10 protein-coding genes are annotated in these 11,992 nt (G+C 52.1%); 3 read left to right on the forward strand and 7 right to left on the reverse strand.

The window, feature by feature from the left end; genetic code table 11:
• Positions 1-17: 17 nt before the first annotated feature.
• Together ACO064_RS15575 and ACO064_RS15580 are read left to right on the forward strand one after the other, a co-directional pair.
• Positions 18-1,367 (forward strand): T9SS C-terminal target domain-containing protein, encoded by a 1,350-nt coding sequence (locus ACO064_RS15575; protein ID WP_421828187.1) that lies wholly within the window; start codon positions 18-20, stop codon positions 1,365-1,367.
• A 200-nt stretch (positions 1,368-1,567) separates the two neighbouring features.
• Positions 1,568-2,032 carry an RrF2 family transcriptional regulator gene (locus tag ACO064_RS15580; RefSeq protein WP_421828188.1) on the forward strand — a complete coding sequence of 155 codons (465 nt, stop codon included), beginning with the start codon at positions 1,568-1,570 and terminating at the stop codon, positions 2,030-2,032.
• Positions 2,033-2,129: 97 nt separating this feature from the next.
• Here ACO064_RS15580 and ACO064_RS15585 read toward each other — a convergent pair whose 3' ends face one another.
• On the reverse strand, positions 2,130-3,605 hold the full coding sequence (locus ACO064_RS15585) for a DUF4301 family protein (RefSeq protein ID WP_421828189.1): 1,476 nt from the start codon (positions 3,603-3,605) through the stop codon (positions 2,130-2,132).
• Positions 3,606-3,843: 238 nt separating this feature from the next.
• Here ACO064_RS15585 and ACO064_RS15590 point away from each other — a divergent pair, with 238 nt between their 5' ends.
• Positions 3,844-4,098 carry a DUF2442 domain-containing protein gene (locus tag ACO064_RS15590; RefSeq protein WP_421828190.1) on the forward strand — a complete coding sequence of 85 codons (255 nt, stop codon included), beginning with the start codon at positions 3,844-3,846 and terminating at the stop codon, positions 4,096-4,098.
• Position 4,099: 1 nt separating this feature from the next.
• On the opposite strand, the gene ybeY is transcribed toward ACO064_RS15590, so the two are convergent.
• From ybeY to ACO064_RS15620, 6 genes are all read right to left on the reverse strand, one after another.
• Positions 4,100-4,519: an rRNA maturation RNase YbeY gene (gene ybeY / locus ACO064_RS15595; protein ID WP_421828191.1), complete on the reverse strand. Its 420-nt coding sequence runs from the start codon at positions 4,517-4,519 to the stop codon at positions 4,100-4,102.
• Between the two features lie 25 nt (positions 4,520-4,544).
• Complete coding sequence (locus ACO064_RS15600) at positions 4,545-5,699, reverse strand: acyltransferase family protein (RefSeq protein ID WP_421828192.1); 1,155 nt, start codon at positions 5,697-5,699, stop codon at positions 4,545-4,547.
• Positions 5,700-5,941: 242 nt separating this feature from the next.
• Entirely contained in the window at positions 5,942-8,215 is a 2,274-nt protein-coding gene (locus ACO064_RS15605) for an ATP-dependent helicase (RefSeq protein WP_421828193.1), read from the reverse strand.
• A gap of 116 nt (positions 8,216-8,331) precedes the next feature.
• Positions 8,332-8,964 (reverse strand): redoxin domain-containing protein, encoded by a 633-nt coding sequence (locus tag ACO064_RS15610; protein ID WP_421828194.1) that lies wholly within the window; start codon positions 8,962-8,964, stop codon positions 8,332-8,334.
• 345 nt (positions 8,965-9,309) lie between these two features.
• Positions 9,310-10,590, reverse strand: a complete 1,281-nt coding sequence (locus ACO064_RS15615; protein WP_421828195.1) for an MFS transporter — start codon at positions 10,588-10,590, stop codon at positions 9,310-9,312.
• Between the two features lie 111 nt (positions 10,591-10,701).
• Entirely contained in the window at positions 10,702-11,931 is a 1,230-nt protein-coding gene (locus ACO064_RS15620; protein ID WP_421828196.1) for a peroxiredoxin family protein, read from the reverse strand.
• Positions 11,932-11,992: the final 61 nt, after the last annotated feature.

The raw sequence follows: 11,992 nt of genomic DNA on the forward strand, positions 1-11,992 counted from the left end.
AACCAATTTAAACTCGTATGAAAAAGTTAACAACCTGGATGCTGGCACTGCTGGTAAGCGTGGTTACGCTGGGCACGATGGTTTCCTGTAGCAAAGATGACGAAGACGATGATCTCGGTACGGTTCCGACACCGGGTACATTGACCGAGGTGAGCGGAAATATTACGGCCAATACGACCTGGTCGGCCAAAAACCAGTATCTGTTGAAAAGTTTTGTTTATGTGCAGCCGGGGGTTACGCTGACGATTGAACCGGGTACGGTGATCAAAGGCGATCAGCCATCGAGAGGAACGCTGTTTATTCTGCCGGGTGCTAAAATCATAGCCGACGGAACCAAGGCGTTGCCAATCGTTTTCACATCCAATCAGGCCATCGGTTCGCGCCGGGCGGGCGACTGGGGTGGCGTCGTCATCATGGGGAAAGCCCCTGCCAACAAGAAGGATTTCAAAATTGAAGGCGAAGAAGTTTCAATCGTGCCGGGTGGTACGACGGGCGATGCTGCCGACAATTCCGGGATTCTGCGGTATGTCCGCATCGAGTTTGGTGGCATTGCGTTCCAGACTGACAAAGAAATCAACGGATTGACGCTGGCCGGTGTGGGCAGCGGCACGGTGATCGATTACGTACAGGTTTCCTACAGTGGTGACGACGCCATCGAATGGTTTGGCGGAACCGTCAATGCGAAACACCTGGTGGCTTACCGGACTTTGGACGATGACTTTGATACCGATTATGGCTACAGTGGCATCGTTCAGTACGGTTTGATCCTGCGCGATCCGGCCGTTGCCGATCAGTGTACGTGTTCGGACTCCAACGGTTTTGAGTCGGACAACGACGGAACCGGTTCGGCCGATCTGCCGCAGACGACAGCAAAATTTGGTAACATCAGCGTTTTCATGGGTACGGGTACAGTGAACAGCAAATTCCGCTCGGCTTTCCGGATTCGCCGGAATTCAGCCATCAGCATCTACAACTCGACGGTGGTGGGTGCGTTCCCGAAAGGCGGTCTGGAGCTGGAATCGGATGCCTCACAGAACAACTTCAAAACCGGCAAAAGCGATTACCGTGGTCTGGCTATCGTCAACAGCAAAGCGGTAGTTTCCGGTGATACGGTTATGCTGAAAGCCGCCGATCGTAAAAATATGCTGGGTGCGAAAGAAGCCGATCTGAAATTGCCCGCCAACTTCAACGTGCTGACCGGAAAACCGGGTATTCTGCTGCAAACCGGGTCGCCTTTGCTGACGGGCGGTGCCACGTTGCCAACCGGTCTGGAAGCCACGACCTACATTGGTGCTTTTGGAACGACGGACTGGACCGAAACCTGGACCAACTTCGATCCGCAGAATACGGATTATACCTTGAAGTAACTCTCTCAATTCTTTATATTTGGTGTCGCACGAAAAGGCCGGGGCTTTGCTCCGGCTTTTTTCTTATTTTTACCACCTCCTGCGGAATGAGTTTTCACTATCAAATCTATTGAGGAACTTGTCTATAGACTAATAAGTTAATATCTTGTCTGGTAGTGAGCTAAAACCGACACCTGAAACCGTTTCATACCTGTAACGCAATGATTTCAAAGAAAGCCAAGTATGCCATCAAGGCCCTGAAAGTACTTACCGAAGAATTTGGCAAGGGGCCGATCCTGATTTCGTATATTTCGGCGAAAGAAAATATTCCTAAGAAATTTCTGGAAGCGATTTTACTTGAGTTGCGGAACCACGGTATTTTGCAAAGTCAGAAAGGCAAAGGGGGCGGTTATTTGCTGCGCGTCGATCCCGAACGGGTCAATCTGGCTCAGGTTCTGCGCGTTATCGACGGCCCCATTGCGCCAACGCCCTGCGTTTCCCTCAATTTTTACGTCCGCTGCGACGATTGCAACGACGAAGTGACCTGTGCCATTCGCCCGATTATGGAGCGCGTCCGGGACGCGAACCTGGCGGTCTACGAACAAACCACCCTGTCGGCCTTTGCCCGCCGGGAAGCCGAACACCAGGAAGTGGTGGTGAATCTGGTCGATACGGAAAATAAATAGGTTACGGTTTAAGCCCCTAAATCCCCTGAAGGGGACTTTACGCATCTGGATATTACGGTGTCCAAGTCCCCTTCAGGGGATTTAGGGGCAAGTTTCATTAAGCCGGCTGATGCTCCTTCCGCAGCAGATCATTGACGGTTTTCACTGGATTGAACGTGATCAGCGGCACTTCCACAAAAACCGTATTCCAGTCGGCCATCGCGCCATTCCACAATCCCGGCAATTCCTGCGCTTTCAGTTCCTTGCCATCTTTCGATTTCACGGTATTGAAACCCGTTTGCGGATCGCGGTAAGCGGGCAGGTTGTACTTGTCTCCATCCCGGTTTTTCAGCGCACACACCAGATCGACCGGATTGAAGTGCGTCGCCTGATCGAAAATCTGCTTCTGCCCGGCATTGGTGAGGTCAATCTGCGCCGATTCCACGATTTGCAGCGAAACCGAACCGTCGGCGTTTTTCGCCCAGAACGGTCCTCCGCCGGGTTCGCCCACGTTCTGCACCATGCCACAGGCCCGCAGTGGCCGGTCGAGTTTTTTCCGGAAATACTCCACTTTCTCGTCCTGCAACCAGGTGTCGAAACCGTCGGGTGGGAGAATGCAGAGCGTCGTCCGCAGAAATTCATCGAGTTCGGCCAGGTAGCCTTCGCTGATCATATCGTCGCCGAGGATTTCCTGAAACCGGAAAATCTGCTGCTGAATGTCGAGCAGAATGGCACCCAATACTTTTTTGTAGGTGATGGTCGGCTCTTTCAAAGCATCCGGCACCACGTTGTCGATGTTTTTGATAAACACCACGTCGGCATCGATGTCGTTCAGGTTTTCGATCAGCGCGCCGTGGCCCGCCGGGCGGAACAGCAGCGAACCGTCGGCGTTGCGGAACGGCGTGTTGTCGGGGTTGACCGAGATGGTATCCGTCGATTTTTTCTGTTCCGAAAACGTAATTTCAAACGTAACGCCCAGTTTGGCTTCATACTCCGGCTGCACGCGTTCGATCAGGTCTTCAAACCGGCTGCGGTGTTCGGGCGAAACCGTGAAGTGAATCCGGACACGGCCATTCGAATTGGCGTAGGCCGCCCCTTCGATCAGGTGCTCTTCGACGGGCGTGCGCGGCCCTTCGGGATACCGGTGAAACAGCAGCAGCCCTTTGGGTAAACTGCCGTAATCCAGTCCCTCTTCGGTGAGCAAAGCCGACAGAACGTGGTGATTAGGCTCGCCCGAAACGCCTTTCAAGGCGTCGTAAAAGGCAAAATCGGACAGACGGGCGAAGAATTCCTCTACCGATTTATCGGTTTTGCCTTCCAGCCCGGCAAACAGCGACTTGAACATCCGCGTGGCTGCTCCCGATGCCGGCACAAATTTCAGCAGCGACAGTGCCGGGGCTTTCTGGTCGAAGCCCGCCACGATGCCGGGCAGTGCCTGCTCATCGACGCGGATCAGACCATCGCCCACCGTGGCCGCTTTGATGACGGGCAGATACGGGAAGTTATCGACGAAATGCTGGATCTGTTCTTCAACCTGCTCGAGCGTAGCGCCCTGCGCCAGAATCTGATGCTGATCTACTTCAGTGAATTGCATAGAATAATTCGGTATAGAGATGCGGTTGTTGTACGAATGGCAAATACGGGAATTTGTGGGTTTCAATCAAGGCGTAAAAAAGTAAAAGATCAGACGGTTTGCAAATGGGTTGATGCGTTACTATTCACCGGATTAATCCAGGCCTGGGCTATTTTGCATGAAGAGGAACTATTGGCTAATTTTGAGAACCTGCGGTCCAATCCGGCTACATGGCAGAAAATAAAACCGCTCGATTGATATGTTACATTACATAACGAATATAGTCAGCATAGCGGATGACTACACCGTTGTCTGCCGTTTCAATAGCGGAGAAAACCGTCAGATTGCGCTAAAACCATTGCTGGAACAGTTGGATAAAACACCTGAGATTCAACAGCTCTGGAATACGAGCTACTTCCAGAAAGTTTCGCTGGACAGCTATGGAACGTTGACCTGGGATAACGGAGCTGATTTCTGTCCTGATGTTCTTTATAACCATTCTGTACCGGTTTAATTTAGATTCCCCAACTCGCCAGACTCTCTTCTTCTTTCTCCCGCATTCGTTTCCCTTCCTCGTCGGTTTTGTCACCGTAGCCGCAGAGGTGCAGCAAACCGTGCGCCAGCACCCGCCGAAGTTCCTGTTCCTCCGGAATCGTCAGTTGCCGGGCGTTGTCGCGGACGCGGTCGATGCTGACGAAAATGTCACCTTCCAGCCGGTTTTCTTCTTCTGAATTGTCAAAGGTGATGATGTCGGTGTAGTAATCGTGCTCCAGATACTCGCGGTTCACCTGGAGCAGATACTCGTCGGAGCAAAAAATGTAATTCAACTCACCAACGCTGAACCCTTCTTTCAACGCCAGCTTGGTGAGCCACTGCCGGGTCGGTATTTTCCGGGAAAGCGTAAAGGGAATGTCTTCCGTAAAGAATCGAATCATACCGCAAAGATAGCCAGTCGCGGGTCTATATTTTGACGAAAATTTTATGTCGGTAGAGAATGTACAGGAACGTCCAGACCAGTGCGAGCGCACCCAGCGCGTTCAGCGATTCGTGAAACGGTTCGGGCGTATGCCGGTAAAACCCTTCAAATAAGAGTTTAGAGGTGTGGTTAAAATCTATAAACCGGTATGCCAGGTAAACGACCAGCGAATTCATCCCAATCACCTTGAAGAAAAAGGACCATTTCCGGAAGCCCAGCACGTCGATAATGCCGTAGAAAAGTGCCAGAAACAGCGCGCCCATCCCGGCCGTAACCAGAATAAAAGAGCTGGTCCACAAGTGCTTGTTGATCGGGAAATGAATGCCCCAGAGCAGACCGGCTCCGATGGTGTACAGGCCGGGCGCCACGAGGTAGGTCAGTTTCGTCCGGTCGGATCGATCCGATTGCAGCCACTCCCCGGCTACGGTTCCCAATACCGCCAGACAAAGTGCCGGGAACTGTGTCAGCAGGGCCAGTTCGTCGTAGGTTTTCTGGAGTAACCGACCCGGCATAAACGTCCGGTCGAACCAGCCGACCAGATTGCCCTCAAACGAAAGATCCCCACTGCCGAAGCCGGGAACCGGGATCAAAAACAAGGCGGCATAGTAAGCCAGCAGAATACCGGCCACGGCATAGAGCCGTTGTTTCCAGGAAAAGTTCAGGAACAAAACCGTGGCAACCAGCGTGGCCAGACCAATGCGGCCCAAAACCGTCCCGTACCGGATGTGCGCCGGATCGAAAATATCCAGCGGAATGTTTTTGTCGAGAATACCCAGCAGGTAAAGAATGACGAACCGGCGAAACGCCTTTCGGTATAAAACGGGCTTTTCGATGCCTTTGGCTACGGCCGTTTGCAAAGAAAAAGAAAGCGAAACCCCGGAGAGAAACAGGAACAGCGGGAAGATAAAGTCGTAAAACGTAAACCCGTTCCAGGCTGGATGCGTCAGTTGGTCGCCCATCCAGTCGACCCAGCCTAAGCCGGTTTTTCCATTGAGCCGTTCGATGAACGCGCCCCCACCCGCAATCAGCAGCATATCGAACCCGCGGAGGGCATCGATGGAGAGCAATCGTTTGGCTTTAACAGCCACCACTTCCTGGGTCTGCAGGGGCACAGAACCGGCATTGACATCGGAGACCATACGGGTAGGGAATCGTTTGATTCAAAAGGAGATAAGGGGGCTGGTATACTGATTGGAAGGAGAGAATCAGAAGCTATTTCGCCTATTCGATCAAACAAGCCACAAAGAAACCCAGTCTTTCAAATTGAGCATAAACCTGCAAGGTCTCAAAGACCTTACAGGTTTTCAATCCCATTTTAGCAAAAGTCTTTCAAATTGAACACAAACCTGCAAGGTCTTTAAGACCTTACAGGTTTTCAGTCTCACACAATCTTCAATTTAGCAAAACTCAGCAGCAACGTCTTTTCGCCGGCGGTTTCAAATTTGATGATCGCTTTCCGGTCGTTGCCGTTCTGATCGATTTTCTGAACCAGCCCGAAGCCGAATTTGAGGTGTTCGACGCGCATGCCTTCCGCCAGTTTCGACGTATCGCTGGGCGTGAAATCGGTGGATGGAACGTGGGCTACCGCCGGTTGCGGAGCTTGTTGCTTAGCGGTTTTCTGGGCCAGGCTCCGCACAAAACTCATCGAACCGCCAGCCGGTGTTTCCCGTTTGGATTCCTGGCTTTCTTCGCGTTCCGCTTTGCGGGTTTTGGCCACTTTCAGGAAGGCAGGGTCGATTTCCATCAAAAACCGGCTGGGTTCGCAGACTTTCAGCCGCCCATAATGATACCGGGATTCGGCGTAGGAAACCGTCAGTTTTTTCTCGGCGCGTGTGATGGCCACGTAAAACAGCCGTCGTTCTTCTTCCAGATCCGCCCGGCTTTCGAGCATCATCTGCGAGGGAAACAGGTCTTCCTCCAATCCCACGATATACACATTCCGAAACTCCAGTCCTTTGGCACCGTGGATGGTCATCAGGGTCACCTTGTCGTTGTCGCCGTCGTCGTCTTTTTCGTCGGCGCTGGTCAGCAACGAAACCACCTGCAAAAAGGCGCTCAGGCTCTTGTCGTCGTTGTCCGGATTGTCGACAAATTCCTTGATCGAGTTCAACAACGCCTGTACGTTTTCGTAGCGCGACAACCCTTCGACGGTTTTGTCGTCGTATAACTCTTTCAGAATCCCGGACGTTTTGGCCACGTGCGCGGCCACATCATACGCATCCTTCTTGTCGAGCAGCAATTGGTAGCTCTTGATCAGATCGGCGAAGGCTTCGATCGCAATCCCGGCCCGTCCGGCAACGTATTTGTTGACATTGCTCACCACTTCCCAGATCGGCACCTGGTTTTCCGAAGCAACCACCGCAATTTTTGCTACGGTGGTGTCGCCAATCCCGCGTTTGGGCAGGTTGATGATCCGCTTAAACGCTTCTTCGTCGCTCTGGTTGACCGTAAAACGCAGGTATGCCAGCAAGTCCTTGATTTCTTTCCGCTGGTAGAACGACAGGCCGCCGATGATCCGGTATTTGATGTTCAGGCGACGGAGAGCTTCTTCAAACGCCCGCGACTGTGCGTTGGTGCGGTAGAGAATGGCAAAATCCGTGTTGTGCAGGCCGTCCTGCATCTTGGCTTCGAAGAGCGACGTAGCAATCAGGCGGCCTTCCTCGTTGTCGGAAGCGGCTTTGATGACGTCGATCAGCGTGCCGTCTTCGTTGTCGGTAAAAACGCTTTTGCGCAACTGCGCCCGGTTTCGGGCGATGATCGAATTGGCCGCGTTGACGATGGTTTTGGTCGAGCGGTAATTCTGCTCCAGCTTGATCGTGCGAACGTCGGGGAAATCTTTCTCAAAATTCAGAATATTCTCAATGTTGGCACCCCGGAACGCGTAAATGCTCTGCGCATCGTCGCCAACGACGCAGATATTCTGGTTAACCGCCGATAATTTCCGGGTGATGAGGTACTGCGACACGTTCGTATCCTGAAACTCATCGACCAGAACGTGTTTGAATTTATGCTGGTATTTGTTCAGAATGTCGAGGTGATCGCGGAACAGCACGTTCGTGTTGAACAGCAGATCGTCGAAATCCATGGCGTTGGCCTGAAAACAACGCATGGTGTAGGCTTTGTAGATCCGGCCGATTTCGGGCATCCGGGCGGCTGCATCGTCCGTCTGAATCAGCGGATTGGCCAGGTAATCCGCCGGACCGACGAGCCGGTTTTTGGCCCCCGAAATCCGCGAAAAGACGACATTGGCGCGATAAATTTTATCGTCCAGCCCAAATTCCTTGATGATGCTTCGCAGCAACGATTTAGAATCGTCGGTATCGTAAATGGAAAAGTTGCTGGTAAAACCCAGAGCCTTCGCTTCGATCCGCAGAATTTTGGCAAAAACGGAGTGAAAAGTCCCCATCCAGATGTTGCGGGCTTCCGTACCGACCACACTCTCGATCCGGTGACGCATTTCACCGGCGGCTTTGTTGGTAAAGGTCAGCGACAAAATCCGGAACGGATCGACGCCTTTTTCAATCAGATGCGAAATCCGGTAGGTCAGCACGCGGGTTTTCCCCGATCCCGCACCAGCTATAATAATCAGCGGGCCATCGCCATGCAGCACGGCCTGCCGCTGAGGTTCATTTAAGGTTGAAATATAATCCGTCATCAACTGCGCTCCGCTTCAGGTTTAATCGTCTTGAAATAACAATCAAAACTACTAAAAAAGTTGCGGATGACCGGATGTACGCCCGGACTAAAGTCCGGAGGTACGTCCGTGGTACGTTAAGCGGCCAGACTCAACAACGCCGTTTGCTGCCCGTTGATGTGATGCAGCAATTCACCGGCGGGGAAGGTTTCCGTAAAATTCCGGTCGGCATAGCTGAATTGAATCTGCCGGTTGGGTGCCACCACAAACAAGGCCGGGTAGGGGACGTCTTCGGTAATTCCGGCAATCAGGTTCCAGACCTGATCTTCGGTTGAATAAACGCCGAATTTGGCAGCAATCTGATTATCAACATCCTGCGCAATCGTGAACGGCAGATCGTGTTGCTCGACCAGCGTTTGCAGGGATTCGAGAGAATCCGGCGACAGCACCAGCAACGTACCGCCGTTCTCCTGAATATGGGCGTAAAGTCGGGTTAGTTTTTGCAGATACCGGTTGCCGTAGCCATTCCATCCGGCACTGTAAAAAGCAATGACCAGCGGGCCGGTTTGCAGCCAGTCGTGTAAATGAACGGTTTTGGAATAGTCCGTTTGCCAGGTGATGTATTGCCCAATGGCCTGCTGGCGATGAACGCCAAACAGCGGGGCTTTTTCACCCGTTTTCAAGGGAGAAATGGGCGTTAATTTCCGAAATACTTGTGGAATGGAATACAAGTCAGAGTCTTCGAGGATAGAATCAAAAAAAGCTACCATTTTGTTAGTAAGTTTATAGACTATCTAGATTTTTGGATCGACTAAAAAATCGACGTGGCAAGTTGGTTGAACCGATGGGTGACCGGTTGTCAAGTTGACTGCTTTGTCGGGTAAGAATTGAATACGGGGGAGGGAGATGAGTGCTAGGTGCTAGCAGCACATTCGGAATCGCTGACAACAACAACACACCCTGACTTTTTGCAGTGGGAGAACCCGTTCAAACGGGCGGGTGGCGGTTTTTTGTGCAGAAGCAGACATTAGTATACTTTGTCAATAGATTATATGCAAATGTAAGCAACAGAATTCATTCCCTCCAAATTTTCCGGTTAAATTTTTAGGAAACGGTTACAGAACTTCAACGGGCCGGTTCATATCCGGGCGGTTAGGCGAAGGTTGTTCAGGTTCAACAGGATGCAGATTCGGGGGTGCCGGTTTTTCGTCGACCGGCCGAAGCTTGCGGGCGATAAACACACTCGCGAAAATAGCCGCCATTGCCAGATAGCCGACCCACGAATAGTGAATCAACTGACCGCCCGCTGTTTTGGTAACGATCAACCCGGCCCCGTAGGTGGCCAGCGCCTGCGCCAGCAGTTGCACTGACGAGTTCATGCTCATGAAACCGCCCCGTTGCTGCGGCAACACGACCGACGAAACCATCGCCTGAGTCGGGATAAACCGGCCATTGGAAAAAATGAAAAACAGCGCGTTGACGGACAGAATATAAGTCAGACTGGACGGCTGCATGGACGTCAGCAGAAACATCGGGATCATCGACAACAGCGCAAACGTGACGAAAACCGGGTATTTACCGCGTCGGTCGGCCAGACGCCCGACGATGGGAGCTGTAAAAATGGTGACCAGACCGCCCACGAAATAGATCAGGTATAAATGGTCTTCGCCCAACCCGACGTTGGCGACCAGAAACGGCGACAGCAGCGGAATGATGCTGAAGTGTCCCAGCATGATGGTGGTTGTTAGCCACAACGCCCGCATCTGGTTCGGATTGCGCACAATGGTAGTGATCACCTCCAGCGGATTAAACCGGTTGCCATTCCGTTGTAAATGCCCATCGAGACGGGGAATGAACTTGATAATCAGGCCGATCACGATGACGCCCAAACCGCCAATGGCCAGAAACGGTGCGTGCCAGCTAATTTTCGTTGCCAGATACAACCCGATTGGAACCCCCGCGACAGAGGCCACCGAAAACGCCGTCATGATGACGGACATTGCCTGCGCCCGTCGCTCGTAGGGAACCACATCGGCCACAATCGAAAACACCTGTGCGCCCAGCACGCCCCCGAATAAACCGGCGGTTGTGCGGGCTACAATCAATAAACCGAATGTTGGGGCGAGTCCGCAGGCGATGGTGCCGATTACAAAGCCGATGTAGGCCGTTAACACCACTTTTTTCCGATCGAAACGATCGACGAAAAACGCGGCCAGAAAACCGGAAATACCGGCACTAAGGCTATAAGCGGAGACGATGAAGCTGAACTCCTGCGGATTCAGGCCGAAATGCCGCATCAAATGCGGGCCCATCGGCATCATGATGATGAAGTCGACAATGTGCGTGAAGTTGATGCACGCAAGAACAAAAAGCAGTAATTTTTCCTGACGGGACATGTGTGTTCAAGATGTGAGAAGATAGACAAGAGATAAAAGAACAAAAAACCGTATGGTCTCTTGTCTTTGCTCTCATTTCTCTACTCTATGATGTGGATTTGTTGTTTACTTTTACTCAGTTACTAACTTGTCAATCAATCGGTTAAAGTCTTCGACGAACTCGTCATAGTATTTGCCGGTTCCCGGTCCGGTAAAACCGGTGTGGATCTGGCGGACGGTTCCTTTTTTATCAATGACAATCATGGTCGGGAAACCCACCACCTGATTCAGCATCGGCAGGGTTTTCGACGCTTCGGCTTTGACGCTTGTTCCGGCCAAAACCACCGGATAATCAATCTTGAAGCGGGCAATCATGCGTTTCAGCATCGGTGCCGATTCCGTCAGATCCGCCGATTTTTCGTAGGCCAGCCCCACAATCTCGACGCCCCGGTTTTTGTTCTTTTTGTACCACGGACTCAGAAAATTGGTTTCGTCCATGCAGTTCGGACACCAGGAACCCAGAATCTGAACCACTACAACTTTGTTTTTAAACCGGGCGTCCGTCAGCGAAACCGGCTTGCCATTCACATCCGGAAACGTGAAGGCAATGGTTTTATAGCCCGGTTTCAGATACGTCAGCGTGGTGGCATCCGGCAGTTTGGCTTTCGGATCGAATCGCGCCGTCCAGCTTTCATACCCGCTTTCGCCCGACCAGAAACCGCCTTCCAGCGTATTATCGGGCTTGCGCCGGGCCTTGAACAGGTACAAATGCGTTCCGTCGAAGGTAGAAAGCAGCAGGCTGTCGCCCACCACATTGCCTTCCAGGAAGCGGTAATCGCCCGTCGTCGTCAAAAAAGTACCCGTCAGCTTGCTGCCTTTCTGGTCGAAAATACCAACCGAAACCGTCGAATCCGTCCCGGACCGGAAGGTTGTTGCCCAGGTGCCGGTTACGTTAATTTTGGGCGTCTGCGTACCCGGGGTAAACCGGTAGGTCAAACCGTGCCGGGCGCTAAACGGCAGCGAGGTGTAATTTTGCCCCGTCCGTCGGCGACGCCAGAGACCACGCAAGGTATTGCCGTCCACTTTCGCCCGGATTTCGGCTTCAAAAATAGCAAGGGTCAACCGTACCGAATCGCCTTTGACCGTCACGTTATCGAAGGCAAGACGTTCCGCTCCATTGCGGACAAAAGCCGTATAGGTTGCTCCGGTTTGATTGACTTCCAGCCCGAACGGGAGTTCACCACCCTTGCTCTGTAAAACCGCCCGCCAGATACCGGTTTTTAGTTTTGAATCCGATTGAGATACGCCGGAGAAAGGAATCCAGAAGAGAGTTGCCAGCAGCAACGCAACGTTTTTTTTCATAGAATAAAAAATAGCAGATCCAGTTCTCTTCGGGGTAGAAATAGGGGCGGTTTTGTTAAGT

The sequence above is a fragment of the Larkinella sp. genome, from assembly GCF_965227735.1.
In the GTDB taxonomy this organism is placed as follows: Bacteria; Bacteroidota; Bacteroidia; order Cytophagales; family Spirosomataceae; genus Larkinella.

What these genes read in the sequence shown, in the direction of transcription:
- ACO064_RS15575 (WP_421828187.1), top strand. Translation starts at nt 18, where the DNA reads ATGAAAAAGTTAACAACCTGGATGCTGGCACTGCTGGTAAGCGTGGTT.
- ACO064_RS15585 (WP_421828189.1), bottom strand. Translation starts at nt 3,605, where the DNA reads ATGCAATTCACTGAAGTAGATCAGCATCAGATTCTGGCGCAGGGCGCT.
- ACO064_RS15600 (WP_421828192.1), bottom strand. Translation starts at nt 5,699, where the DNA reads ATGGTCTCCGATGTCAATGCCGGTTCTGTGCCCCTGCAGACCCAGGAA.
- ACO064_RS15620 (WP_421828196.1), bottom strand. Translation starts at nt 11,931, where the DNA reads ATGAAAAAAAACGTTGCGTTGCTGCTGGCAACTCTCTTCTGGATTCCT.
- ACO064_RS15580 (WP_421828188.1), top strand. Translation starts at nt 1,568, where the DNA reads ATGATTTCAAAGAAAGCCAAGTATGCCATCAAGGCCCTGAAAGTACTT.
- ACO064_RS15610 (WP_421828194.1), bottom strand. Translation starts at nt 8,964, where the DNA reads ATGGTAGCTTTTTTTGATTCTATCCTCGAAGACTCTGACTTGTATTCC.
- ybeY (WP_421828191.1), bottom strand. Translation starts at nt 4,519, where the DNA reads ATGATTCGATTCTTTACGGAAGACATTCCCTTTACGCTTTCCCGGAAA.
- ACO064_RS15605 (WP_421828193.1), bottom strand. Translation starts at nt 8,215, where the DNA reads ATGACGGATTATATTTCAACCTTAAATGAACCTCAGCGGCAGGCCGTG.
- ACO064_RS15590 (WP_421828190.1), top strand. Translation starts at nt 3,844, where the DNA reads ATGTTACATTACATAACGAATATAGTCAGCATAGCGGATGACTACACC.
- ACO064_RS15615 (WP_421828195.1), bottom strand. Translation starts at nt 10,590, where the DNA reads ATGTCCCGTCAGGAAAAATTACTGCTTTTTGTTCTTGCGTGCATCAAC.